The sequence below is a fragment of the Microcystis flos-aquae FACHB-1344 genome (assembly GCF_014698375.1).
Lineage (GTDB): Bacteria > Cyanobacteriota > Cyanobacteriia > Cyanobacteriales > Microcystaceae > Microcystis > Microcystis aeruginosa.
Window position 1 is genome coordinate 1 of record NZ_JACJSW010000136.1, and the last position, 23433, is coordinate 23433.

At 40.9% G+C, this 23433-nt stretch carries 28 protein-coding genes, 1 tRNA gene and 4 pseudogenes; 13 read left to right on the top strand and 20 right to left on the bottom strand.

What is annotated here, in order from left to right; genetic code table 11:
* The first annotated feature begins 137 nt into the window (after positions 1-137).
* Entirely contained in the window at positions 138-443 is a 306-nt protein-coding gene (locus H6G48_RS11825; RefSeq protein WP_190721881.1) for a pentapeptide repeat-containing protein, read from the top strand.
* Between the two features lie 58 nt (positions 444-501).
* Here the strand turns inward: H6G48_RS11825 and H6G48_RS11830 are convergent, their stop codons facing one another.
* Entirely contained in the window at positions 502-681 is a 180-nt protein-coding gene (locus H6G48_RS11830) for a hypothetical protein (RefSeq protein ID WP_002786317.1), read from the bottom strand.
* Between the two features lie 114 nt (positions 682-795).
* On the opposite strand from H6G48_RS11830, the gene H6G48_RS11835 reads away from it, so the two are divergent.
* The 3 genes from H6G48_RS11835 (at position 796) to H6G48_RS11845 (ending at position 4627) form a co-directional block, all read left to right on the top strand.
* Positions 796-2619: an ABC transporter ATP-binding protein gene (locus H6G48_RS11835; RefSeq protein WP_190721884.1), complete on the top strand. Its 1824-nt coding sequence runs from the start codon at positions 796-798 to the stop codon at positions 2617-2619.
* 231 nt (positions 2620-2850) lie between these two features.
* Positions 2851-3324 carry a CRR6 family NdhI maturation factor gene (locus tag H6G48_RS11840; RefSeq protein WP_190721886.1) on the top strand — a complete coding sequence of 158 codons (474 nt, stop codon included), beginning with the start codon at positions 2851-2853 and terminating at the stop codon, positions 3322-3324.
* Positions 3325-3418: 94 nt separating this feature from the next.
* A complete protein-coding gene (locus H6G48_RS11845; protein ID WP_190721887.1) occupies positions 3419-4627 on the top strand; it encodes a 4-hydroxy-3-methylbut-2-enyl diphosphate reductase in 1209 nt (402 codons plus the stop codon).
* Positions 4628-4808: 181 nt separating this feature from the next.
* Here H6G48_RS11845 and H6G48_RS11850 read toward each other — a convergent pair whose 3' ends face one another.
* Both H6G48_RS11850 and H6G48_RS11855 read right to left on the bottom strand, forming a co-directional pair.
* On the bottom strand, positions 4809-4988 hold the full coding sequence (locus tag H6G48_RS11850) for a hypothetical protein (protein ID WP_002800951.1): 180 nt from the start codon (positions 4986-4988) through the stop codon (positions 4809-4811).
* A gap of 4 nt (positions 4989-4992) precedes the next feature.
* A complete protein-coding gene (locus tag H6G48_RS11855; RefSeq protein WP_190721889.1) occupies positions 4993-5838 on the bottom strand; it encodes a hypothetical protein in 846 nt (281 codons plus the stop codon).
* Positions 5839-6298: 460 nt separating this feature from the next.
* Between H6G48_RS11855 and bchL the strand changes: the two genes are divergently transcribed.
* The 4 genes and pseudogenes from bchL to H6G48_RS11875 form a co-directional block, all read left to right on the top strand.
* Positions 6299-7168: a ferredoxin:protochlorophyllide reductase (ATP-dependent) iron-sulfur ATP-binding protein gene (gene bchL / locus H6G48_RS11860; protein WP_190721890.1), complete on the top strand. Its 870-nt coding sequence runs from the start codon at positions 6299-6301 to the stop codon at positions 7166-7168.
* Between the two features lie 387 nt (positions 7169-7555).
* Positions 7556-8956 carry a ferredoxin:protochlorophyllide reductase (ATP-dependent) subunit N gene (locus H6G48_RS11865; RefSeq protein WP_002740797.1) on the top strand — a complete coding sequence of 467 codons (1401 nt, stop codon included), beginning with the start codon at positions 7556-7558 and terminating at the stop codon, positions 8954-8956.
* A gap of 77 nt (positions 8957-9033) precedes the next feature.
* Positions 9034-9837 (top strand): nucleoside phosphorylase, encoded by an 804-nt coding sequence (locus tag H6G48_RS11870; protein WP_190721891.1) that lies wholly within the window; start codon positions 9034-9036, stop codon positions 9835-9837.
* Between the two features lie 333 nt (positions 9838-10170).
* Positions 10171-10374, top strand: a pseudogene (locus H6G48_RS11875) (hypothetical protein); the annotation flags it as partial.
* A 1-nt stretch (position 10375) separates the two neighbouring features.
* Here the strand turns inward: H6G48_RS11875 and H6G48_RS11880 are convergent.
* The 9 genes and pseudogenes from H6G48_RS11880 to H6G48_RS11920 all read right to left on the bottom strand — a co-directional run.
* Positions 10376-11590, bottom strand: a pseudogene (locus H6G48_RS11880) (tetratricopeptide repeat protein); the annotation flags it as partial.
* 118 nt (positions 11591-11708) lie between these two features.
* Positions 11709-11921, bottom strand: coding sequence for a type II toxin-antitoxin system HicA family toxin (locus H6G48_RS11885; protein WP_002759169.1), 213 nt, complete (start codon positions 11919-11921; stop codon positions 11709-11711).
* Positions 11914-12120 (bottom strand): type II toxin-antitoxin system HicB family antitoxin, encoded by a 207-nt coding sequence (locus H6G48_RS11890; RefSeq protein WP_012264985.1) that lies wholly within the window; start codon positions 12118-12120, stop codon positions 11914-11916. The genes H6G48_RS11885 and H6G48_RS11890 overlap by 8 nt, the downstream gene beginning before the upstream one ends.
* A gap of 27 nt (positions 12121-12147) precedes the next feature.
* Positions 12148-12462, bottom strand: a pseudogene (locus H6G48_RS27480) (type II toxin-antitoxin system HicB family antitoxin); the annotation flags it as partial.
* Positions 12463-12630: 168 nt separating this feature from the next.
* Positions 12631-12945 (bottom strand): HigA family addiction module antitoxin, encoded by a 315-nt coding sequence (locus tag H6G48_RS11900; RefSeq protein WP_036399402.1) that lies wholly within the window; start codon positions 12943-12945, stop codon positions 12631-12633.
* Between the two features lie 9 nt (positions 12946-12954).
* A complete protein-coding gene (locus H6G48_RS11905; protein ID WP_002740810.1) occupies positions 12955-13236 on the bottom strand; it encodes a type II toxin-antitoxin system RelE/ParE family toxin in 282 nt (93 codons plus the stop codon).
* A 299-nt stretch (positions 13237-13535) separates the two neighbouring features.
* Positions 13536-13694: a hypothetical protein gene (locus H6G48_RS11910; protein WP_190721893.1), complete on the bottom strand. Its 159-nt coding sequence runs from the start codon at positions 13692-13694 to the stop codon at positions 13536-13538.
* Positions 13695-13723: 29 nt separating this feature from the next.
* Positions 13724-14005 (bottom strand): hemolysin XhlA family protein, encoded by a 282-nt coding sequence (locus tag H6G48_RS11915; RefSeq protein ID WP_002759172.1) that lies wholly within the window; start codon positions 14003-14005, stop codon positions 13724-13726.
* Positions 14006-14225: 220 nt separating this feature from the next.
* Positions 14226-14573, bottom strand: coding sequence for an HVO_A0114 family putative DNA-binding protein (locus tag H6G48_RS11920; RefSeq protein ID WP_190721894.1), 348 nt, complete (start codon positions 14571-14573; stop codon positions 14226-14228).
* A 289-nt stretch (positions 14574-14862) separates the two neighbouring features.
* On the opposite strand from H6G48_RS11920, the gene H6G48_RS11925 reads away from it, so the two are divergent.
* From H6G48_RS11925 to H6G48_RS11940, 4 genes are all read left to right on the top strand, one after another.
* Positions 14863-15078: a hypothetical protein gene (locus H6G48_RS11925; protein ID WP_061431373.1), complete on the top strand. Its 216-nt coding sequence runs from the start codon at positions 14863-14865 to the stop codon at positions 15076-15078.
* Position 15079: 1 nt separating this feature from the next.
* Positions 15080-15349, top strand: a complete 270-nt coding sequence (locus H6G48_RS11930) for a type II toxin-antitoxin system RelE family toxin (protein WP_052277430.1) — start codon at positions 15080-15082, stop codon at positions 15347-15349.
* A 265-nt stretch (positions 15350-15614) separates the two neighbouring features.
* Entirely contained in the window at positions 15615-15875 is a 261-nt protein-coding gene (locus tag H6G48_RS11935) for a hypothetical protein (RefSeq protein WP_190721895.1), read from the top strand.
* The gene (locus tag H6G48_RS11940; RefSeq protein ID WP_190721897.1) at positions 15862-16284 is read left to right on the top strand and encodes a type II toxin-antitoxin system VapC family toxin; all 423 of its coding nucleotides are present in this window, start codon (positions 15862-15864) and stop codon (positions 16282-16284) included. The genes H6G48_RS11935 and H6G48_RS11940 overlap by 14 nt, the downstream gene beginning before the upstream one ends.
* A 176-nt stretch (positions 16285-16460) precedes the next feature.
* Here the strand turns inward: H6G48_RS11940 and H6G48_RS11945 are convergent, their stop codons facing one another.
* From H6G48_RS11945 to H6G48_RS11965, 5 genes are all read right to left on the bottom strand, one after another.
* Positions 16461-16742 (bottom strand): hemolysin XhlA family protein, encoded by a 282-nt coding sequence (locus tag H6G48_RS11945; protein WP_190721899.1) that lies wholly within the window; start codon positions 16740-16742, stop codon positions 16461-16463.
* A gap of 180 nt (positions 16743-16922) precedes the next feature.
* Positions 16923-19445 carry a glycogen/starch/alpha-glucan phosphorylase gene (locus H6G48_RS11950; protein ID WP_190721901.1) on the bottom strand — a complete coding sequence of 841 codons (2523 nt, stop codon included), beginning with the start codon at positions 19443-19445 and terminating at the stop codon, positions 16923-16925.
* Positions 19446-19643: 198 nt separating this feature from the next.
* Positions 19644-19937, bottom strand: a complete 294-nt coding sequence (locus H6G48_RS11955; RefSeq protein WP_190721903.1) for an RNA recognition motif domain-containing protein — start codon at positions 19935-19937, stop codon at positions 19644-19646.
* Positions 19938-20262: 325 nt separating this feature from the next.
* Positions 20263-20556 carry an RNA recognition motif domain-containing protein gene (locus H6G48_RS11960; protein ID WP_190721905.1) on the bottom strand — a complete coding sequence of 98 codons (294 nt, stop codon included), beginning with the start codon at positions 20554-20556 and terminating at the stop codon, positions 20263-20265.
* A 221-nt stretch (positions 20557-20777) separates the two neighbouring features.
* Positions 20778-21032 carry a DUF3493 domain-containing protein gene (locus tag H6G48_RS11965; protein WP_008198594.1) on the bottom strand — a complete coding sequence of 85 codons (255 nt, stop codon included), beginning with the start codon at positions 21030-21032 and terminating at the stop codon, positions 20778-20780.
* Between the two features lie 59 nt (positions 21033-21091).
* Here H6G48_RS11965 and H6G48_RS11970 point away from each other — a divergent pair.
* A tRNA-Thr gene (locus H6G48_RS11970) sits at positions 21092-21163 on the top strand.
* A 185-nt stretch (positions 21164-21348) separates the two neighbouring features.
* Here the strand turns inward: H6G48_RS11970 and H6G48_RS11975 are convergent.
* The 3 genes and pseudogenes from H6G48_RS11975 to H6G48_RS11985 form a co-directional block, all read right to left on the bottom strand.
* On the bottom strand, positions 21349-21852 hold the full coding sequence (locus tag H6G48_RS11975; RefSeq protein ID WP_190721907.1) for a hypothetical protein: 504 nt from the start codon (positions 21850-21852) through the stop codon (positions 21349-21351).
* Positions 21853-21890: 38 nt separating this feature from the next.
* Positions 21891-22220: pseudogene (locus H6G48_RS11980) on the bottom strand (DUF4351 domain-containing protein); the annotation flags it as partial.
* 162 nt (positions 22221-22382) lie between these two features.
* On the bottom strand, positions 22383-23384 hold the full coding sequence (locus tag H6G48_RS11985) for a DUF4351 domain-containing protein (RefSeq protein ID WP_199328802.1): 1002 nt from the start codon (positions 23382-23384) through the stop codon (positions 22383-22385).
* Positions 23385-23433: the final 49 nt, after the last annotated feature.

A 23433-nucleotide genomic window follows, 5' to 3' on the forward strand; every position in this document is an offset into this window, starting at 1 on the left:
ATAAAGGGCTTTCAGACTATCGGTTAGTTGAATCAGGGATGCTGGTTTCATGCGAGTTCCTCACTCTGAGGATTTTCCCATTATTATAGGATCAATCATTCTCTGTAATTCTCTGGGATTTCTTAAGTTATACCGACTTGAGCGGGAAAAATGTCAATCTAACTGGAGCCGATCTTTCAGGAGCCAACCTTCAACAAACTGACTTCAGTAAAGCTAGACTCGTCGGCTCTATTTTTAGCGAGGCTAATTTAGAAGGGGCTAACCTGACAGGAGTTGATTTGACGGGGGTTGAGTTACAAAAGGCCAACCTGACTCGGGCAAACCTCAAGGATACTACTGGAATCGATCTAGAAAGTCTCAAGAAAGCCAATGCCATCCTTTGCAAAACGACCCTACCCGACGGCACTATCGAGTCTAGTGGTTGCACCGATAGGAAACCATAAACCCATCACGCAATGATTGGAGGAATTATGATGGGAGGTCACACCTCCCATTGTTAGTTCAGGCATTATAGTAAAACGAGCGATCAGGACCATCGTATTGATTACCAGCTTGATTGGCATTCACCCGTTCTAAAGAGCCGAGGTGGTAGATTTTCGGCGAACGATAGGCGAGTTTTTGTGGTGTTTCGCCTTCTCGATCGAGGGACAGTTTTTTGTCATCTAAGTTGTGTGTGGACATAGCAACCCTCCAGATCTCTACAGTTCTATTGTACCTTTATCCCCGGTGCGAGTGCCGGGGACTGTAATAATGTGTATCATTCGTCAGAGAAGACTTAACCGTTGTTTGTTTTAAATGCAACCCTTATCCTACAGTCTCTATCGCTCGCTGGGACGTAGTATCAGTATGGTAATCGAAGCCGCACCATCTGAGTTACGAATCCTGACTTTACTGACTTTAATTAGCGGAACTACCCCGGCAATTGTTTTATTTCTGAATAAGGTAATTATCGATCAAGTCTCCCTCCTCTTAACTAAATCTCATCTCGAAGTTCCGGGTGATCTTCTCTGGCACAACCCGATGTTAGTCGCCAGTGTAAGCGGATTAATTTTCCTTAGCTTGTTGACCGATGCCCTGACCACGATCACCAGTTTACTCTTTGCTTCTTTGCGCGATCGAGTGCGAGGATTTGTCGGGGGTAAAGTAATTGATAAAGTCGCTAATTTTCCCGATCTTACTCTCTTTGATAATCCCAATTTATTGAACTTAATTAAGTTAACGGAAAAAGGGATCAATCGTTTAGAAGAATTATCCTTTATCCTGATTACCACTCTCAACGGTTTTTTTATCTTTGTTCCTGCCGTTTTACTATCTACTTCGATCGCTCGGTGGATTCCTCTAATTTTATTTACTTCTGCCGCTCCTTCCGTTTATTTTGATTTAAAATATCGCAAACAAAGCTGGCGCACTGAAGAAACCCAGGCGGGTATCGCTCGTCAGATGGATTTATATAAAAACGTTTTGACCGGTGAATTATACGCCAAAGAAATTCGACTATTTTCTTTACAAACACTTTTATTATCTCGCTGGCAAGAACTTTTAAGTAAATTACTAAAATCGATGGCAAAAGTGCGTCAAAGAGGAACCAGTGTGATTGTCTTCTGGTCAATTTTGAGCGGTGTTGGTACTGCCCTACCATATCTTTATATTGTTTTGGGAACTTTGCAAAAAAAATATACATTAGGAGACCTAGCACTCTACGCCGGTTTAATTTTGCAAGTACGTCAGAGTTTATTTTTGCTGATTAATAATGGTTCGGACTTTTACGACGTGGTTTTAGGGACAACTCCCATTTTTCAGTTATTAGATTTAAAATCCAATCTGCAGCAATTAACTCCTTCTTGGCAAGAACAAGAAAACTTAACGGGGATCGAGATGCAAAATTTATCCTTCTCCTATCCCGACAGTGAAGAATTAATCCTCGATGATCTTAACCTGACGATTCAACCTAGGGAAATTATCGCTTTAGTCGGGGAAAATGGGGCGGGAAAGACGACTTTAATCAATCTTCTCTGTCGATTTTACGATCCCTCAGCCGGGCAAATTCTCTGGAATGGAAAAGATTTACGGGCATTTGATTTAAAGGAATTACGCGCCAAAATCGCCGTAGTTATGCAAGATTATGCCCGATTTCCCGCTACAATTTGCGAGAATATTGGCTTTGGTTACTCACCCTTATTAAGAAACTATCCAGCGATACAAGCAGCCTTAAAAAGAGTGAAGATGATCGACCTTATTGAGGAAAATTTTCAAGGATTAGAAACACCCCTAGGTAGAGAATTAGAAGGAGGAATAGAATTATCGGGGGGACAATGGCAAAGAATAGCGATCGCTAGGGCTTTATTACGATTACCAACGGCAGAATTACTCATTTTTGACGAACCGACTGCCTCCCTTGATGCTAATGCAGAATACGAAATCTATCAAATGTTTCGCACTTTAGCCACCGATAAAATGACCATAGTAATTAGTCATCGATTAGCTCTTTGTAAACTGGCAGATCGCATTGTTGTTCTCGAAAACGGTAAAATTAGCGAAGTAGGAACCCACGCAGAACTGATGAGCAAACGAGGACAATATCACCTTATGTTTACTCGTCAAGCTAATAGTTATCAATAACCTGAGTTGCCGATTTTGCCGACTAAAAAACCCCGGTGTGCAGGGGAGGTTAAATTGTGGGAGAAATCCAATGATGAGGATTTTTGTCTGGTTTCCCTCTCTCGCTCTGGAGTGAGAGAATAGTCATACTTAGTTTTTTTGTCCCGATCGAGGGTACTTTCTGAGATAGATCATTGTGATCTAGGGATAAAAAACCGTAATTTTGCCCGATATAACCTTTTATTTGCCCCTATGACTGTCAAAATTCCTCTTAACCCCAATCAGATTCAAAATCTCGATCTCTCATCCTTAGAGACTATTATTCAAGATTATCAGTCCCGATCAGCGATCACCAAACTGGAACAAGCTCTACAATTAGAGATAGATTATCCTCGTGCTGAGGGTGATATGCGGGAATTATCGGAGATACCGGAAGTCAGGCTGTGGTTTTTGCGTTTAGATGCGGTTTATCCCTGGTTAATCTTTATTCTTGACCCAAAACAGGGAGAAATCGCCCGCTATGCTGCTATGTTGGTCCCGCATCAATTCCATCGCGGGGAAGGAATTCAATATAACCCCGAAGCTTTGGAGATTTTTGTGATGCAAAAACTCTTTATTTTGTCTGATTGGCTGAAAAGTCAGCAAATTCCTGCTTCATCTCGCTTAAAATTTTTCGCTCAACAGTTTGGTTACGATATCGACGAGGAATTTCTCTCTCGTCTCTAAAAGCCTCCTGGGCTGACTAGATAAGGTATTTTTAATATATGACAAGCTACTGTCTCACCCAATTTAGCGCCACCAATACCCCTATCAGAGAATCATGGATACAAAATCCTTTAAACGTACCCTACAGCAATCGGATAACTATAACCGCAAGGGATTCGGTCACAAAGAGGAAGTAATGGATGCGATGACCAATGAGTATCAAAGCGACCTGATCCAAGAAATTCGTGAAAATAATTATCGTTTACAACGGGGTGACGTGACGATCTATCTCGCTCAAGCTTTTGGTTTTTGTTGGGGGGTAGAACGCGCTGTTGCTATGGCCTACGAAACTCGTCAACATTTTCCCCAAGAACGTATCTGGATTACTAACGAAATTATTCACAATCCCTCGGTTAATCAGCGTCTGCGCTCCATGGCCGTGGGTTTTATTCCGGTGGAAAATGGCCAAAAAGACTTTACTGTGGTGGAATCGGGGGATGTGGTGATTTTACCCGCTTTTGGGGCCAGTGTCTCGGAAATGCAAATACTTAACGATAAGGGTTGCATGATTGTGGACACCACTTGTCCCTGGGTTTCTAAGGTGTGGAATTCCGTGGAAAAGCACAAAAAAAGCGACCACACTTCGATTATTCACGGGAAATATAATCACGAAGAAACGATCGCCACTAGCTCTTTTGCCGGCACTTATCTGATCGTTTTAAATTTGGCTCAAGCTAATGATGTCGCTAATTATATTCTCCACGGTGGCGATAAAAATGAGTTCTTAGAAAAGTTTAAAAATGCCCATTCCCAGGATTTCGATCCCGATCGCGATCTAGATTATATCGGTATTGCCAATCAAACCACAATGCTGAAAAGTGAAACGGAGGAAATTGGCAAACTCTTCGAGCATACTATGTTGAGAAAGTACGGACCGATCGATTTTAAAGATCATTTCATGAGTTTTAATACCATCTGTGATGCCACTCAAGAGCGTCAAGATGCCATGTTTGAACTGGTGAAAGAACCGCTTTCTTTAATGGTGGTAATTGGTGGTTATAATTCCTCTAATACCACTCACCTACAGGAAATAGCGATCGAGCGTGCCATTCCCTCCTATCATATCGATAGTGCCGAGCGCATTCTCCCCGGTAATCGCATCGAACATAAACCTTTAGGTGGCGATTTAATGATCACCGATAACTGGTTAAATGAGGGAAAAATTGTCGTCGGAGTGACTTCTGGTGCTTCCACTCCCGATAAGGTGGTAGAAGAGGTGATCGAGAAAATTTTTGCGTTCAAATCTTCTTTAGTCCCCGGTTAATTAGCCTAGGTGTGTTAGCCTTTAGCAATGGCTGCATCTCAATTTTGGAGAAATATCTATTGCTCACCATCAGTTATTTTTATCCGTGGGATTGCTGACAAACTGACGTTTGGGTTTACCATTATCAGTAGAACCGTTCGGCTCTTCTCGTTTCTGTCTGGAAGGAAGAGCCAATATTTTCCTAAAAACGGCGGGTTTTATCGATTCCGTAGATAATTCCCGTCACCACGGAAGAGAGAATTAATAACAAAATTAATCCTCCGGGTAAAAAAGATAATATTCCCATGCCGCGCAATATATAAACTAACACAGTCACTAATAGGAAACCGAAAAAAAGAGACTTTAAATAACTAGAGCGCATTTACTTAGATTAACAGTTCCTCTTGACTTAAGTTTAACTTTTCGGCAATCATTGCCAGGATTTTTTCTTCCCTTTTTCCGTTACTGATAGATTCCAGTAACCGGCAATTGAGGATAATTTTTTCCCCGTTGGATAAGGTTAAAATAATCCGTCGGTAATTAGACCCCAAAAAGCCTTTGTACTCTTCTACTTTTGCCTCAACAATTCTCTCTAGAAGATAATCACTTTCACTTCTAAAAGTTAAATGTTGTCGCCTACGGGTTAGGGTAGCGGTACCCTGATTAAAGACATAACTCTCCCAATAGCTGACATCATAAAGTAATAACAGACCTGACAATAAGCATAACATACCCCAGAGATAATAGGGATAATTATGGTGGTGTTCTAGCAGTGCTGACAAGGTATCTAGGGGACTTTTGGCAATAATTTCCTGAGCTTGATATCTATTCACAAAACTCTCAAATCGAGTTTTAAAATCACTAGCTGACTGCACATCCCGAAAATTTTCGATGTAGAGATAGTTATTTCTCCCGACCAATAAAACCGTGTTATTAACAGTTTTTTTCTGCTCAACACTGATAAAAACTTCTTGATAGACAGCCGTAGCTTTAATGTGAGTTAAAGAAAAATTTTCCCGACTAGAAATAGGAAAATTATACTCTTGGACATATTGACAATCTATTCTTTTTGTGCCTAACCTCATGCAGTTGAGATAAGCGCGCTGGAAAGAAACCACATAGGCTAAAAACAGCAAAGGAAACCCAGCCAGAAAAAACCCCAGAAAAGGACGATATTTAGGAGCCTTATTCTCTAATAAGAGTGTAGTCAGCGTTTTTTGCTTAACTCGCATAGGAAACCCTACAGGTACTTTGTTCTAATTGTACTACAGCTTTTTTCAGCATCCTTCTCAGGATCGATTTATTTAATCTGCTGACGGGGAAAATTGTAATGATTATTCACGAAAATCTGACATCAGTCTCTAGACTGCCTCTATCTTGACCTTTTTTGTCTGGGTTTGGCACGGTAAAACCCTGTTTATCGAGTTTTTGTAAAGCTTTGGCGGTTTTTTGTTTATTGTTTGTATTTAAATTAAATATATAAATAAAACTGTTTTTATAAGTTTTTGTCGATTTCAGAAACTTTATAGGCTCTAAAAAATTGTTAATCTAATTTTTAAGCTTTTATTCTCACTCTAGCTATAGCAGATAAAAATTGAGCCTCTTTCCAAGGGGTGGGGAGATGGTCAATAATTGGGATCAAAGCACTGATAAACAAACTCACCATTCAAGCGCACATTTAGGAGAACTTCCATGCCTTTAACACTCGCAGTCTACGGAAAAGGTGGCATCGGTAAATCGACAACAAGCTGTAATATTTCGGCTGCTTTAGCCAAAAGAGGCAAAAAAGTCCTACAAATAGGCTGTGACCCCAAGCATGATAGCACTTTCACCCTGACAGGCTTTCTGATTCCCACAATCATCGATACCCTGCAAGAAAAAGATTTTCACTACGAAGACATCTGGCCTGAAGACGTTATCTATGACGGTTACGGTGGTGTCAAATGCGTGGAAGCAGGGGGACCCCCGGCCGGTGCCGGTTGTGGCGGTTACGTCGTCGGGGAAACGGTGAAATTATTAAAAGAATTGAACGCTTTTGATGAATTTGACGTGATTTTGTTCGATGTTTTGGGGGATGTGGTCTGTGGAGGATTTGCCGCACCCTTAAATTACGCCGATTACTGCATAATTGTCACAGATAACGGCTTTGACGCTCTTTTTGCCGCCAATCGCATCGCCGCTTCCGTCCGGGAAAAAGCGCGCACCCATCCCCTGCGACTAGCCGGATTAATTGGTAATCGCACCTCAAAACGCGATTTAATTAATAAATATGTAGATCATGTTCCCATGCCAGTGTTAGAAGTTTTACCCTTAATTGAAGATATTCGCGTCTCCAGAGTTAAAGGTCAAACTCTCTTTGAAATGGCCGACAAGGAGCCGATGTTAAGTTATGTTTGTGACTATTATCTCAACATTGCCGATCAGATTTTAGCCAAACCAGAAGGAGTTATTCCCAAAGAATCTGCCGACCGGGAATTATTCACTTTATTATCGGATTTCTATCTTAATGCCGATAAACCCAAAGTTAACGCCGAGGAAGAATTAGACCTGATGATGGTTTAGATTATTTTGTCGGGTGGGTTAGGGACAGCGTAACCCACCAAAACCCACCAATAACCACCAATAAACTCTTTTTCTGGGTGGGTTACGGCGAATAATTAACTTATTAGTTAATAGCCTAACTTATCGTCGCCTAACCCACCCTACCCACGGGCCCACCACCCAACTCGATGCAGCTTTAGAACTTAAGTTATCAGTATGTATGTATTTCTTTTGTCAGCTTAATTCCGATGGGGACAAACTGGTAGAAGTCTGAGGATTGAATTTTGATCCGTCAGAAGAAGAAACTAGAAATTTTTAATCCATCAGAAGATAGTAAACTACAAAAGATTAGAGAACAGATAAAACGAGAAAACCTAAATAAACCAAGTTAAAGGAGAACCCAAAAACATGACCGCCACTCAAGAACCGAGCGCTTTACAATTTGATTGTGAAACCGGCAACTATCACACCTTTTGTCCGATTAGCTGTGTTGCTTGGTTATACCAAAAAATCGAAGATAGTTTCTTCCTTGTTATCGGCACAAAAACCTGTGGTTACTTCCTGCAAAATGCTATGGGGGTGATGATTTTCGCCGAACCACGTTATGCTATGGCTGAATTAGAAGAAGGGGATATTTCCGCTCAACTAAAAGACTACGAAGAACTAAAACGCCTCTGCTTACAAATTAAACGAGATAGAAACCCTAGCGTTATCGTTTTTATTGGTACTTGTACCACCGAAATTATCAAAATGGACTTAGAAGGATTAGCACCGAAACTAGAGTCAGAAATCGGTATTCCTATCGTGACAGCGCGCGCTAATGGTTTAGATTATGCCTTTACCCAAGGGGAAGATACCGTCCTCGCTTCTATGGTGCATAAATGTCCCGAAAAAGTTAAGCACGAAGATGAAAAAGAAGAACGGAATGCCATCCAGAAACTCTTAACTTTTGGACGTAAAAAAGAAGAAATTAAACAGGAAGAATCGGAATATAAAGACCATCCTCCTTTAGTTTTATTTGGTTCCGTTCCCGACCCAATTGTGACTAATTTAACCCTAGAATTGAAAAAACAAGGAGTTAAAATTGATGGTTGGTTGCCAGCTAAACGCTTTACCGAATTACCGGTAATTGAAGAAGGTTATTATGTCGCTGGTGTCAATCCTTTTCTATCACGAACTGCCACCACTTTAATGCGTCGTCGTAAGTGTAAATTAATTGGCGCACCCTTTCCCATCGGTCCGGATGGAACCCGCGCTTGGATAGAAAAAATCTGTTCGGTTTTGGGAGTACAACCGCAGGGATTAGAAGAAAGAGAGGCAAAAATTTGGGAAAGTTTAGAGGATTATCTGCAACTTGTGCGCGGTAAATCGGTCTTCTTTATGGGGGATAATTTACTAGAAATTTCTCTGGCACGTTTCCTAATTCGTTGCGGGATGACTTGTGATGAAATCGGTATTCCCTACATGGATAAACGCTACCAAGCGGCCGAATTAGCATTACTAGAAAAAACCTGTAATGATATGGGTGTTCCCATCCCGAAAATTATCGAAAAACCTGATAACTACAATCAGATTCAGCGCATTTACGAGTTAAAACCCGATTTAGTGATTACAGGAATGGCCCATGCAAATCCCTTAGAAGCGCGGGGAATTAACACTAAATGGTCGGTAGAATTTACTTTTGCTCAAATTCATGGTTTTACCAATGCGCGAGATATTTTAGAATTAGCTACTCGTCCCCTGCGTCGCAACAATAACCTCAAGGAATTGGGTTGGGACAAGTTAGTTAAAGAGTCAGCAAAAGTGTAAATTTGTTTTCAAAAGGCTACAATCATCAGGTAAGGAAAATCAATTCCTTACCTTTTTTCTGTATTTAGTTCACTTCAATGTCCAATAACTTATCTCACCAAAAACCCCATCATCTCAACTTTAGCAGTGAGGATTTAGGCACGGCAAAACCGACTATCACCCTATTATCGGGGGAACCAGAACGCTCGCGCTATATTGCTGAAACTTATTTACAAAATGCACGTTTACTATCGGATTATCGCGGATTAAATAGTTATCTTGGCTATCTAGATAATTCTATCCCAATTCTTCTGGCTACCAGTGGCATGGGTGCGCCATCTTTGAGTATTGTAGTTAATGAATTAATACAGGTGGGAATTAAAACTATTATTCGTATCGGTACTTGTGGCGCAATTCAAAATAGAATAAAAATTGGTGATATTATTATCTCGCAAGCGGCTTTATGTAGGCAAGGTGCAGCTAATGATATTGCTCCTCCGGAATATCCCGCAGTGGCGGATCCTTTTTTGACAGTTGCTCTAGTCAAATCGGCTCAATTTTTGGGAGTAAATTATCATTTAGGTATTACCGCTTCTGTGGATAGTTTTTATGAAGGACAGGAAAGAATCCTGTCTTCCGCTAACCCTTATCTTCAGCGTCACTTAGAGGGAATTACGGAAGAATATCGACGTTTAAATATTCTCAATTATGAAATGGAAGCGGGAACTTTATTTAAAATGGCGGGGGTTTATGGATTTACTGCCGCTTGTGTTTGTGCTGTGATTGCCGAAAGAAACAAAGAGGAAGGGATTAGTTTAGAAAGCAAACAACAAGCCATCGAAAAAGCGATTCAGGTGGCAATATTGACCGTTAGCAACCTCTCCCTATCCTCAATTGATTAATGTTCAGAAATCATCTTCATTAAGACTTCCTCTTTTTCCTGACTTTGGGGATAACAGGAGATAAGTTTAGCGCGTAATTCCTGGGACAAAATAATTGATCGCCTTGTCTAATTACGGTACATTAATTTGACCAAAAAAGTTTATTTTGTTGCGAATATGTAATGATTTTTGACAAAAGTAAATTCTCACCCCAAAAAATTCGCTTCTTCTTAGTCTTCTAAGCTAATCTTGATGGGATTAATTTGCCATCGGTAAAGTCAAAACCGTTAGCGACGAGACGATTATAAGGTGAGATAATGGGAAAAAATTGGTTTTGGTTTTAAGGATGGTATTATGTCAGACGCAACGCAGTTAACACCGGAAAAAATTGCTCAGTACCGTATTGAATTTGCGGACAATGAGAACGCTTTAATTGCACTTGATTTTATTGAGGAATGGGAGGGAGATTTAGCAGATGCTGCTGAGTCTATTGCCACTCGTAACGGGATTGAAGGGGTAGAAGATAATGCTGATTTTCGTTGGTTTGTTATTGTTCTTATGACTGGTTATAGGCGGATATAGCTAAGTCTAGATTATCTTCCCTTTCCCCTCGGATGCGAGATCTATAAGCATTCCCCAGATTATTTTGTGTCGTTGCCCACTCATAAGGAAAGGTGGCAGGGGTATATACTTCTAATGACTGGTTATAGGCGGATATAGCTAACTTTAGATTATCTTCCCTTTCCCCTCGGATGCGAGAACTATAAGCAGTCCCCAGATTATTTTGTGTATTTGCCCACTCAACAGGAAAGGCGGCACGGGTTCTTACTTCTAATGACAGCTTGTAGGCGGCTATAGCTAACTTTAGATTATCTTCCCTTTCCCCTCGGATGCGAGAACTATAAGCAGTCCCCAGATTATTTTGTGTATTTGCCCACTCAACAGGAAAGGCGGCACGGGTATATACTTCTAATGACTGGTTATAGGCGGATATAGCTAACTCTAGATTTTCTGCCCTTTCCCTAAAAATGCGATTTCTATAAGCAGCACCCAGATTATTTTGTATCCTTGCCCAATCATAAGGAAAGGCGGCACGGGTATATACTTTTAATGACTGGTTTAATGCCTCTATAGCTAACTCTAGATTTTCTGCCCTTTCCCTAAAAATGCGATTTCTATAAGCAGCACCCAGATTATTTTGTATCCTTGCCCAATCATAAGGAAAGGCGGCAGGGGTATATCGTTCTAGGAGAGTGAGATAACCTGTAATAGCAATTTGCAGATTATTCGCCCGACTTCCCAAAGGAAACTGTTGAATATCAATACATAAATTTTCAATCACCTCGGCAATACCTACCACTTCTTCAGCCTTCCCTTGAGAAAAACTATATCTAGCGTATTGTTGCAACAGTTGGGCAAAGGTATCATCTAACAAATGTTGACAGCGTTGTAGGATAGGATAAACCACCGCAGGATCATTACTCTCATATTCTGCTTGTAATACTTCTAATAAAAACTCCTGATATTCCTCTATACTTCTCGCTTGAGGGTTGAGAAACTGCCTCAACTGTTGCGCCATATTCCGTAACCAAGCAACGGGATTATTATGTCCTTGTTGTTCTAACCCTGTTGCATAGTTTTCCATCACCTGCAAGAATTGGGGGTCAATCAATTCCTGATTTGCTTGCAGAATATTATTGATTTCCTCACCATTAGTACAAGCGAGCAACTGTTCAATTAAATTAACATAAGCTTGGGCGCGTTGTTCATTCATTGTCTGTACTGTGATTGATGTGATTATGTGATGAACTGTGATTTTTTCGAGAGAACGACTCGATGATATTTAGATAAGCTTGGGTGCGTTTTTCGTCCATAACCTTAATCCGATGCTTTCACAAAAGTTTTTTAAATTCTTCAATAGACATTCCAGCACCTTTAATAATTGTTCCCATTGTATAAGCATTAATTGGATTAGCTCTGGGAATTGTTAAGATATGCTCTCCATCAGTCATTGTAATATGTTTACCCTGTCGAACAATCCTAAATCCGGCTTTTTCAAAGGCTTTAATGGCTCGTTGATGATTAATTCCAGGAAGACTAGGCATGATTTAATTCAACTTCCACATAACAAGATTCTACACCTTGATTCAATTCCTCGGCAACTTCTAAATAAGACACAATAGCATCTTGAATATTATTGAGAGCTTCTTCTTTTGTCGTACCTTGAGAAGCACAGCCGGGTAAACCGGGACACCAAACAGCATATCCTTCTTCTGTTTGCTTAAGACTGACTTTATACTGCATATTTTTATAATAATAATCGTTGTCAGTTATTATAGCACGGCCATCATTAATCTCTGCTTCTGCTCGTAATACTTCTAATAAAAACCGCTGATATTCCTCTATAGTTCCCGCTTGAGGGTTGAGAAACTGCCCCAACTGTTGCGCCATATTCCGTAACCAAGCAACAGGATTATTATTTCCTTGTTCTTCTAACCACATTGCATAGTTTTCCATCACCTGCAAAAATTCGGGATCGATCAATTCCTGATTTGCTTGCAGAATCTTATTGAGTTCCTCATCATCAGCAGAAGTGAGCAACTGTTCAATTAAATTAACATAAGCTTGGGCGCGTTGTTCATTCATTGTCTGTACTGTGATTGATGTGATTATGTGATGAACTGTGATTTTTTTTGAGAGAGACCAACCTTATGATTTAACGTGATACAATAAATATTCGTGATTGTCAAGGGGGGTCGCTGCCAAATTTGTTTGATATGTTCCAAGGCAGAATCTTGGAACAAGCAAAACTAATCACTTTTCTGCACAAATAACTGTCATTACAGCAACTTCTTTGTCCAATTGATCTCCTATTTCATCTTCAACAACGTCCAGATCGTAATCCATTTGTAATCCCAGCCAAAATCGCGGTGACATATCAAAATAACGAGCTAACCGAAGAGCTATATCCGCTGTGATAGGCTGCTTTCCGTGAACGATTTCGTTAATACATTGTTCAGGAACTCCAAGAGCCAGAGCTATTTGATTCTGACTAAGGTTCATTGGCTTGATAAATTCCTCTAAAAGAACCTCACCGGGATGAATTGGCATTAGTTTATCTTCATTCATTATTTTACCTCAATGATAATCAACGATTTCTACGTCTAGAGCATCACCGTTTTGCCAGACAAAGCAAATTCGCCATTGATCGTTAACCCGAATGCTATATTGACCTTCCCTGTCACCAACCAGACGTTCCAATCGATTTGCTGGTGGGACACGAAGATCTTGCAGGGTTTCCGCACGATTAAGCATCCGCAATTTTCGCAATGCCACTTGTTGGATATCTAATGGCAATTTACGCGAATGTTTACGTTCAAAAACTTTTTGAGCTTCTTTATCTTTAAAGTTTTGGATCACTCTCTAAACAATTTCTTATCCTACTTTTAAGTATATGACGTAAGGATGCTCCAATGGCAGAACTGGTTGGGGAACAGGCCAGACAGGGACTTCTGCAAATGCGTCTGGGGCCAAGATGACGCGACGACGAATGAGCGCGGTAGCCTTCATGTTGGATATACTAACAACACCTTAGCCTATTGTCAATGTCCCCAACAGTTAAAAACGCCTCCTATTCTTCTATATTTCTCGCTTGAGGATTGAGATATTGCCCAAAGTTTTGTGTTAAATCAATCTGCATGGTTATTATTGTATCCTTATTATTTTAACCCCGTTGCATAGTTTTCCATCACCTGCAAAAATTCGGGATCAATCAATTCCTGATTTGCTTGCAGAATATTAGTTCGTTCCTCACCATCAGTACAAGCGAGCAACTGTTCAATTAAATTAACATAAGCTTGGGCGCGTTGTTCATTCATTGTCTGAACGGTGATTGTTATAATTATATTTACGATTGAGGAGGAAAAGGAATAATAATGTAGCGAATGACCGTTCCTAGTAAAGCCGTTCCCAAGATTCCGATTAACGTCCAAATCTGGGCCTTTTGAGAGCCTTTCAATTCTTTGGTATCTTCTTTCACCCTCTCAATATCCTTGTCTAAAGCATCGACCTTTTCTTCTAATCTAGCTTGTCCAACCTCTAAATTAGTGAGGCGACTATTAATATTTTCTAGTTTCTGATTAATTTCACCTAAAACTTCTTTAAGATCTTGTTCAATAGTAACTGACATCTGATGATTCTCCTAATAATTATCGGAATATAGGCACGACTATCACTATTTTATAGCTGGTTATAATTAAATTAAAAATGGATTTTAGGTTCGATCCCCCCTGCCCCCCTTGATAAGGGGGGTGTCTGACAACTTTTAACGCCTCCCTACTTACCTTTGAGAATGATAATACTTTTGGTTCATGTGTCCTCTTTATTCGCGATCGCTGCTAATCCGGCGATCAAACGGCTTGCAACATGAATTCAACCTTGATCGCTTCAAACGGGAACTCTACACTCCCATCTGCTACACGACTCAGAATACCGACATTTAAAAGTGCCGTAATATCTCCATGTACTGCTTTAACATCCCGATGTACTCGCCTCGCCGCCTCACGGATAGAAATGGGGCCAGCACCGCACATAGCTTTGAGGAGTTGCCACCGCTTGGCAGTCAGAACTTTCCAGAGAAGTTCGGGGGTAGCAAAACTGATACGAACTTCTTTTTCTGCTCGACCAGTTTTCATCGCTTGAACGGCATCGGCAAGGGTGTCAGTCAAGGAGCGAACTTCAAGAACGACCGTGTTCATAATTCCACCTCAAAATGTCAGAGTTGAAGTCGGCCATCAATTGGTCTGGCGAAGAGAAAGCATAAAGAGACTCCACACCATCGAAATGACGGTGATCGCCTGTTCAATTAAATTAACATAAGTTTGTAATTTGGCTTCATCCATAACCGTACCCTTCAACCCCAAACTACCCTTAAAAGTCATTATACATCAGAATTTATGGCGCTACTTGTTATTATTTGGTATATTATTGTATAGTTTCCCACAAAATGCCGGGAGATATAAAACTAATGATAATCCGAAGCGTTAAATGTTAGAAATTGAGTACCTGAGAGATACAAATGGTGAATTAACAGGGGTTGTTATCCCTATTAAAGTGTGGAAACAAATCTTTCCCGAAGCGGAAATTGCCTTAGATGAGTTATCGGATAGATTAGAAGATTATTGTCTAAGTCAAGCAATGGATGAAGCGATGTCAACCCCTTTATTAGACCGTCAAACAGCATTACAATATCTGGAGAAATAATTTGGAAGTTGAGTATCGCCAATTATTTTTAAAAGATTTAAAGAAGTTGAAAAAACAACCTATATATGATCAAATCGTCGATATTGCTTTTGAAAGACTCCCCTTAGCTATCAATTTGGAGGTTTTAAGTAATATTAAGGCGATGAAGGGTTATCCTAATCGTTATCGTATTCGTGTTGGTGACTATCGTATCGGAATAGAAGTACAAGGAAATAAGGTAGAAATGATGCGTGTTCTACATCGACGGGATTTTTATCGCTATTTTCCCTAATTTTAATTGGGTTCCTCACCATCAGCACAAGCGAGCAACTGTTCAATTAAATTAACATAAGCTTGGGCGCGTTGTTCATTCATTGTCTGTACTGTGCTTGATGTGATTATGTGATGGACTGTGATTTTTTTTTGAGAGAGAGCGACCTTATGATATAATGTGATACAACAAATATTCGTGATTATCAAGGACAAAGGATAACCTAGTCATAGTTTATCATTCAATCATTCTAATCATAGTTTAGACATTATTAAGGAGAAAGACTATGGACATCACCATTCATCTTAGCCAAGAACAAAGGGAAAAACTCGCCTACATCCAACAACATAGCGATCAGGATATAACTACCCTACTCAATCAAGTTATTGAGCAACAATATACCAAACTACACCCGCGTAACTCAGCTCCCCTTAAAGTGCTGAAAGAAAGCGGTTTTATTGGGTGTGGACAAGGTTCGCCCGATCTTTCTACTAATTATAAAACCATCCTCAAGGAAGAATGGTCAGCCAAACATGATTATAGTTGATACAGGCTTCTGGTTGGCCCTCGCCAATGAGCAAGATAATCATCATCAACAAGCACAGCTTGTAATTCAAAGATTGCGAGAACCCCTAATAACAACCTGGTGTGTTGTCACCGAAACTTGTTACCTTTTGCTAACTCGTCTCGGTAATCATGCTCAACTGCTATTTATTCAAAATTTCTTAGCAGGTGGTTTTGAAGTATTTGAATTACAATCAAATCATGTTAGACGAATGCAACAACTTATGAAACGTTATGAAGATATACCAATGGATCTAGCTGATGCTTCATTAGTAGTATTAGCTGAAAACTTAGGACACGGGAGAATTTTAACGTCAGATCGCCGCGATTTTTCAATCTATCGCTGGCAGGATACCCATACTTTTCAAAATTTATTCTTAGAATATCCTTAATACTTGGGAATCAAATGAATAGGATTTTTGTGATTGTGGGATTGTCTAAAAACAACCCAATCATAGTCGATCATTCAATCATTCTAATCATAGTTTAGACATTGGATTGTCTAAAAACAACCCAATCATAGTCGATCATTCAATCACTCTTAATCATAGTTTAGACGGTATTGCAATTAAGGATTACCCGAAATAACAAACCTACCCACTGCCACTAAAAACCCTCCTACCGCCGTAATTAAAATACCAATTAATGTCCAAATTTGAGCCTGTTGTGAACTTTTAATCGCATTAACATCTTGCTTCAGGTTATCGATTTCCACCTTTAATACCTGTCTTTCCCCCTTAGCTTCTGTTAACTCAATTTTGATGTCCGTAACATCTTTTTGTAAATTCTCTAATTTTTGATTAATCTGGGCTAAAATTTCCCCTAGGTTTTGTTCAATTATTACTGACATTTATATTTTTCCTCATAATCAAAAAGCTCCCCCCATCATTCACCCTAAAACTCAAAATTGTTGAGCCAGTTCTTGGATAGCAAAGAATAATAAATTTCATCGTTTTCACAAAGCATTTTGGGAACCACAGTTCCAGAATTCGGGCTAGTCAAAGACTAAACCCGAACTTGACCGAGTTTTTTAATCCTCTAAACTAATCTTGACCGGATTAACTTTCCAAATCTCTTGACAATATTCCCAGATTGTGCGATCGCTAGAGAATTTGGCCATACGAACCGAGTTGAGAATCGACATCCGCGTCCACTTGTCCCGATCGCGATAAGCTTGACTTACCTGTTCCTGACAATCAGCGTAGGATTGATAATCAGCTAAAAGCATATACTGGTCATCGTAGAGGAGAGAATCAACGATCGGCCTGAATAATTCCGGGTCACCATGGCTAAAATAACCACTCTTGATTCGATCGATCACTCCCTTCAATTCGCGATTATTTTTGTAATAGCTCATCGGTTCATAACCCTGTGCCTTCTTAGCATAAACTTCTTCTGCTGTCAAGCCAAAAAGGAAGAAATTTTCTGCTCCTGCTTCCTCGCGAATTTCGATATTAGCGCCGTCCAGAGTCCCAATGGTGAGGGAGCCATTCATGGCAAACTTCATATTACCGGTTCCGGAAGCTTCCTTACCCGCCGTAGAAATCTGTTCGGAAAGATCCGCCGCCGGATAGATGCGTTGACCCAAAGAAACGTTAAAGTTAGGCAGGAAAACCAATTTTAAACGACCTCTGACATCAGGATCCTTATTCACAATTTCAGCTACAGCATTAGTTAACTTAATAATTAACTTCGCCATAAAGTAACCGGGGGCTGCCTTACCACCAAAGATAAAAGTGCGCGGCACGATATCGATCTGAGGGTTCTGTTTAATGCGATTGTAAAGGGCGATAATGTGCAGAACTGCCAGATGTTGGCGTTTGTATTCGTGAATCCGTTTTACCTGCACATCGAAAATCGAATTAACATCCACCTCGATATTGCGGGTTTTCAGCATATAAGCCGCTAAATCGGCCTTATTCGCCTGTTTAATTTCATACCAACGCTGACGGAATGCGGGATCATCAAGGTATTGTTCCAGTTTTCGCAATTCCTTCAGGTCTTTTAACCAATTATCGCCGATTTTTTCGGTAAATATTGCCGATAATTGGGGATTGCTCAATAAAATCCACCGGCGCGGGGTGACACCATTGGTTTTATTGTAGAATTTTTCCGGCCAGAGCATGGCAAACTCTTTCAGGGTGTCTTTTTGCAGTAACTCCGTGTGTAAAGCGGCGACTCCATTAATCGAGTGACTACCCACACAGGCTAAATTAGCCATGCGAATTTGTTTATTACCCCAACCAGCTTCTTCAACTATCGACAATTTGCCCAATAATTCCTCGTTATCGGGAAACCAAGTCCGCACATCCTCAAGGAAAAAGTGATTGATCAGATAGATAATTTCTAGATGTCGGGGCAGCAGTTTGCCAAGTAAATCCGCCGACCAACGTTCCAGGGCTTCCGGCAATAGGGTATGATTGGTATAAGCGAAGGTTTTTTGGGTAATTGCCCAAGCTTTTGACCATTCTAAGCCGTTTTCATCCACTAACAAACGCATTAGCTCAGCGATCGCAATGGCAGGGTGAGTATCGTTCAGTTGAATAGCGGCGGTTTCGTGGAAGTTTTGCAGATTTTTGTGGCTTTTTAGGTGAATGCGAATTAAATCTTGCAGGGAAGCGGCCACAAAAAAGTATTGTTGGGCGAGACGTAATTCTCGACCGGCGGGGGTGTTATCGTTGGGATAAAGGACTTTAGAAATGGTTTCCGCGTCCATTTTTTCGGCCACGGATTGATCGTATAATCCGGCGTTAAAAGCCTCAAAATTAAACGATTCACTCGCTTCTGCTTTCCAGAGACGCAAAGCGTTAACCGTGTTGGTTTTGTAACCCGGGACGGGGGTATCGTGGGGAATGGCTAAAACCCGACGTTCCGGCAGCCATTGTACCCGTTCCTGTCCCTTATCATCGTGATAGATTTCCGTCCGGCCACCCAGTTTTACTTCCACACTTTCATCGGGACGGGGTAATTCCCAAGGATTGCCGAAGCGTAGCCAGTTATCGGGGATTTCCACCTGCCAACCGTTTTGGATCATTTGATGGAAAATGCCAAATTCGTAGCGGATACCGTAACCGATGGCGGGAATTTCTAAGGAAGCGAGGGAATCGAGGAAACAAGCCGCTAAACGACCTAAACCGCCGTTTCCCAGGCCGGGATCCGGTTCCTGTTCGATAATTTCCTCAAAATCAAGACCTAATTCCTCGATCATCTCTTTGATTCGGTCATAAATACCCAAATTAGCGAGATTATTGCCTAAATACCGCCCCATGAGGAATTCGGCGGAGAAATAGCAGACGAGTTTAACTTTTTCTTGTTTGTAGGTGTCGGTGGATTTCAGAAAACGACGCAGCAGGCGATCGCGAACGGTGTAGGCAAGGGCGACATAGTAATTGTAGGGACTGGCATCGGTGCGGTTAACCCCTTGCAAATAAAACAAATTGTCCAGAAAAGCCCGTTTTAGGGTTTCGGGACTCATGCCCGTGCGATCATCTTCAACTAAAGTGGGGCATTGAAGTGCTTCACGCCCATCAGCTAGGGTATAGGTTGTCTCCATGGGTTTTTGTTGTCCATATATTCGGGAGTCGATCGCCGCTCAGATTCTGATGACGATATCCTTTATAGTTTACTTGTTACCTTTTGGAGAGACTCAGACATTTAGATTTCTATTGGTTTTGAGCGGATCTGCGATCGCAATTGCCGACAAAAAAGGGTGAACCCTGTCCACCCTCCCACAATTATTCACAAAAAAAGCTTAATAGCGTTTTTTTCTGTCACCACCACCACCATTGAAGGGTGCGCGCTCTTCACGCTCGCGGGCTTCGTTAACTTTAATTGATCGCCCCATCCATTCAGCGCCATCCAGTGCCTCAATTGCGGTGGTTTCCTGGGCTTTACTTTCCATTTCCACGAAGGCGAAACCGCGTTTGCGGCCTGTCTCTTTGTCAACGGGAATATGAACCCTTTGAACCTTGCCGTACTCTTTAAAGACATCGACCAGATCTTCTTGGGAAATCTCGTAAGAGAGATTACCAACAAAAATAGACATAATACTTGAATCCTCGATCAATACTCGAAACGGTGTGGAGACACAAAATTCAGGGAGAAGCCGAACAATACTAAAGTAAAAGACTTACCGAATTAATACTGAAAACGAACTTGAACACCAATCTTGACTCTCGCCTCGATCATAACACAGAAAGAGTTGATCGCCGCTCAGACCTGATGACGATATCCTTTATAGTTTACTTGTTACCTTTTGGAGAGACTCAGACATTTAGATTTCTATTGGTTTTGAGCGGATCTGCGATCGCAATTGCCGACAAAAAAGGGTGAACCCTGTCCACCCTCCCACAATTATTCACAAAAAAAGCTTAATAGCGTTTTTTTCTGTCACCACCACCACCATTGAAGGGCGCGCGCTCTTCACGCTCGCGGGCCTGGTTAACTTTAATTGATCGCCCCATCCAGTCAGCACCATCCAGTGCCTCAATTGCGGCGGTTTCCTGGGCTTTACTTTCCATTTCCACGAAGGCGAAACCGCGTTTGCGCTGTGTCTCGCGATCCACGGGAATATGAACCCTTTGAACCTTGCCGTACTCTTTAAAGACATCGACCAGATCTTCTTGGGAAATCTCGTAAGAGAGATTACCAACAAAAATAGACATAATACTTGAATCCTCGATCAATACTCGAAACGGTGTGGAGACACAAAATTCAGGGAGAAGCCGAACAATACTAAAGTAAAAGACTTACCGAGTTAATACTGAAAACGAACTTGAACACCAATCTTGACTCTCGCCTCGATCATAACACAGAAAGATTGGAGTTAATGTTAACTTTTATTCTCCAGGGAAAGAGACCGTTTTGGCTATCGGTGGCTACTCCCTCAACCGCCAGCTTTTTTTTCCCGACGAAATAACCAAATCATCAGGGCCACCACACCGATTTGTAGGGCAAAATTGGGTAAGGCGGTGGCTACGTCCCTTGCTGCCGCTAATTGGGCCAGAAAAACCACCGCACCAATAAAACCGGATGCCCCTAAACCGAGATAGATAAACTGTCGCAGACCTCGGTAGGGATTGGCCGCTTCCGCTTTCAAGCGGGCGTATTTTTGGGGATCGAGTCGAGGGGATTTGCTCATAAAAAAATTTTTCTAGCTCTGTATCTATTGTCCGTGATATAATCGGAAACTGGCAATGTGCCGATGTAGCTCAGTGGTAGAGTAGTTGATTCGTAATCAATTGGTCGTGGGTTCAAATCCCATCATCGGCTTGGGGTTTTCCTCCTAAAAGTTGACTAAGAAATACCGAAGTCCGGCTGAATAAATCCAAAAACCTTGTTGGATAAGACTTTTAGACTTTTTGTCCATCCAAAAGTGCCGGACCCTGGATTGATCGGAATGGGCAAAACCCCACACCCCCCCTGCCCCCCCGACCAACTTTTCCGGCAAACCCTAGTTACTGAAGAAAAGGTTGAATAATTTCTGCGATCGCCTGACGTTGGCAATCGTCATATCCCCAGCGTTCTAGAAAGGCTTGATATTCTCCTTGTCCTCTGTTTAAACTGGTGGCTAGTTGTTGTAATTTTTCCCCCAAGGCCGGCGACAATAACTCCTTAATTAGTTGACTGGTTTTTTCTTGGACTTTCTCAGAACCTTGGGCGTTTTCTTCGTCTCCTTGACTGCGATGATAGATGACCATTGCCGTGGACATAGCCAGATTTTTGACTAATAATTCATTCACCAATATCGGGGAAGTTTTTAAAGCAGTGATTACCTCCAAACTAGGATGTTCCCTATAGGGTAAATCGCTGGTTAAATAAGTAACAAAAAATCCTCTAGCTCCATTTTCTGTGGAGACTAACTCAGTAATTTTCTGAGTTATTGTATCGGTATCTAAAAAGTCAATTTGACTTAGTAAATCTTGAGTTTGTTGGATAGCATTTTCAAAAGTTATACCCATAACATCAATAGCCTTCTGTAAAGTTTAAGAGAAAAATACTAAGCATCTAAAGCGTTTAACCAATTAGTTAAATCCTCCACTGTCGAAAAATCCAATAAAGCTTCCCCCACTCGTTCCAGAGCATCAATATTCAAGGTTATAATCCGACTCTCTATATCCACATTAATAGCTCCTAACTTACGTTTAATCAGACGAACAATTAGATTTCTTTCTCTTGCTAAACCCTGCTCTAAACCCTGTTCTAAACCCTGTTCTAAACCCTGTTCTAAACCCTGTTCTAAACCGCGGCGCATCCAACTGGTGGTAATCTGCATAACTCCCTCCTGTTCGGGTTGAATAAATGTGCTAATCTCCTGTTGAAATTCTATAACTTTTGCTCTATACCGATCGACATCAGTAAGTTTCTGAGTGATTGTATCGGTATCTAAAAACTCAATTTGACTTAGTAAATCTTGAGTTTGTCGGATAGCATTTTCAAAAGTTATACTCATAAACATACCTAGCCTTCTGTGAAGTTTAAGAGAAAAATACTAAGCATCTAAAGCGTTTAACCAATTAGTTAAATCCTCCACTGTCGAAAAATCCAATAAAGCTTCCCCCACTCGTTCCAGAGCATCAATATTCAAGGTTATAATCCGACTCTCTATATCCACATCAATAGCTCCTAACTTACGTTTAATCAGACGAACAATTAGATTTCTTTCTCTTGCTAAACCCTGTTCTAAACCCTGTTCTAAACCCTGTTCTAAACCCTGTTCTAAACCCTGTTCTAAACCGCGGCGCATCCAACTGGTGGTAATCTGCATAACTCCCTCCTGTTCGGGTTGAATAAATGTGCTAATCTCCTGTTGAAATTCTATCTCCTCGGACGAGTTGAGATTGAGATAGGTATCGACAAAGCCTGAAATCAATTGCATTCTAGCAGCATCTAATCTTAATGTTACCAATAATCTTAGACATTGTGCCTTAACTTTTGCTCTATCCCGAGGGGCAATTTTCATCTTGGCCATCAAAGCGGCGGCGACGGGATTAGCTTGATTGAGAAAATCTCGCCAATGCAAGCGATTTAACTGGACAACTTGATAGTTAAATTCTAACACTTTTAAGTCAGGAAACTCAAGTTTGTATTGACGAATTGCTTCTTTTTGTGGACGATCATAGGAGAATATGACAATGGGATAAACTGGTAAGGCAAATTTTTGATGCAGACGAGCGAAATAAGTAAACATTCGCCGATTAAATTCTGGTTGAGAGCTAGACTGTGCTTCTAGATGAATTAAGAAAAATGATGATTGTCCTCGAAATTGAACTTGGGCGACTAAATCACTTTCATACTTTTCTCCTTCCGTGACATCGGTAAAGACTTCTTTGTCTAAAAATGTGACCTGATCAGGCTCTAAATAATTAATAATCTCAGGAAAAAACAGCTGAATAAATTCAACAAAAAAAGTTGCAATTAATTCCTTAAGAGAATTACAGAGAATGATTGATCCTATAATAATGGGAAAATCCTCAGAGTGAGGAACTCGCATGAAACCAGCATCCCTGATTCAACTAACCGATAGTCTGAAAGCCCTTTAT

Coding starts and splice junctions, on each gene's coding strand:
- H6G48_RS11935 (WP_190721895.1), top strand. CDS start 15,615: ATGGACATCACCATTCATCTTAGCCAAGAACAAAGGGAAAAACTCGCC.
- H6G48_RS11840 (WP_190721886.1), top strand. CDS start 2,851: ATGACTGTCAAAATTCCTCTTAACCCCAATCAGATTCAAAATCTCGAT.
- H6G48_RS11920 (WP_190721894.1), bottom strand. CDS start 14,573: ATGAACACGGTCGTTCTTGAAGTTCGCTCCTTGACTGACACCCTTGCC.
- H6G48_RS11865 (WP_002740797.1), top strand. CDS start 7,556: ATGACCGCCACTCAAGAACCGAGCGCTTTACAATTTGATTGTGAAACC.
- H6G48_RS11960 (WP_190721905.1), bottom strand. CDS start 20,556: ATGTCTATTTTTGTTGGTAATCTCTCTTACGAGATTTCCCAAGAAGAT.
- H6G48_RS11975 (WP_190721907.1), bottom strand. CDS start 21,852: ATGGGTATAACTTTTGAAAATGCTATCCAACAAACTCAAGATTTACTA.
- H6G48_RS11950 (WP_190721901.1), bottom strand. CDS start 19,445: ATGGAGACAACCTATACCCTAGCTGATGGGCGTGAAGCACTTCAATGC.
- H6G48_RS11910 (WP_190721893.1), bottom strand. CDS start 13,694: ATGAATGAACAACGCGCCCAAGCTTATGTTAATTTAATTGAACAGTTG.
- H6G48_RS11845 (WP_190721887.1), top strand. CDS start 3,419: ATGGATACAAAATCCTTTAAACGTACCCTACAGCAATCGGATAACTAT.
- H6G48_RS11955 (WP_190721903.1), bottom strand. CDS start 19,937: ATGTCTATTTTTGTTGGTAATCTCTCTTACGAGATTTCCCAAGAAGAT.
- H6G48_RS11850 (WP_002800951.1), bottom strand. CDS start 4,988: ATGCGCTCTAGTTATTTAAAGTCTCTTTTTTTCGGTTTCCTATTAGTG.
- H6G48_RS11945 (WP_190721899.1), bottom strand. CDS start 16,742: ATGTCAGTAATAATTGAACAAAACCTAGGGGAAATTTTAGCCCAGATT.
- H6G48_RS11915 (WP_002759172.1), bottom strand. CDS start 14,005: ATGTCAGTTACTATTGAACAAGATCTTAAAGAAGTTTTAGGTGAAATT.
- H6G48_RS11890 (WP_012264985.1), bottom strand. CDS start 12,120: ATGCAGTATAAAGTCAGTCTTAAGCAAACAGAAGAAGGATATGCTGTT.
- H6G48_RS11925 (WP_061431373.1), top strand. CDS start 14,863: ATGTTAGAAATTGAGTACCTGAGAGATACAAATGGTGAATTAACAGGG.
- H6G48_RS11835 (WP_190721884.1), top strand. CDS start 796: ATGCAACCCTTATCCTACAGTCTCTATCGCTCGCTGGGACGTAGTATC.
- H6G48_RS11940 (WP_190721897.1), top strand. CDS start 15,862: ATGATTATAGTTGATACAGGCTTCTGGTTGGCCCTCGCCAATGAGCAA.
- H6G48_RS11855 (WP_190721889.1), bottom strand. CDS start 5,838: ATGCGAGTTAAGCAAAAAACGCTGACTACACTCTTATTAGAGAATAAG.
- H6G48_RS11885 (WP_002759169.1), bottom strand. CDS start 11,921: ATGCCTAGTCTTCCTGGAATTAATCATCAACGAGCCATTAAAGCCTTT.
- bchL (WP_190721890.1), top strand. CDS start 6,299: ATGCCTTTAACACTCGCAGTCTACGGAAAAGGTGGCATCGGTAAATCG.
- H6G48_RS11900 (WP_036399402.1), bottom strand. CDS start 12,945: ATGAATGAAGATAAACTAATGCCAATTCATCCCGGTGAGGTTCTTTTA.
- H6G48_RS11870 (WP_190721891.1), top strand. CDS start 9,034: ATGTCCAATAACTTATCTCACCAAAAACCCCATCATCTCAACTTTAGC.
- H6G48_RS11985 (WP_199328802.1), bottom strand. CDS start 23,384: ATGCGAGTTCCTCACTCTGAGGATTTTCCCATTATTATAGGATCAATC.
- H6G48_RS11965 (WP_008198594.1), bottom strand. CDS start 21,032: ATGAGCAAATCCCCTCGACTCGATCCCCAAAAATACGCCCGCTTGAAA.
- H6G48_RS11830 (WP_002786317.1), bottom strand. CDS start 681: ATGTCCACACACAACTTAGATGACAAAAAACTGTCCCTCGATCGAGAA.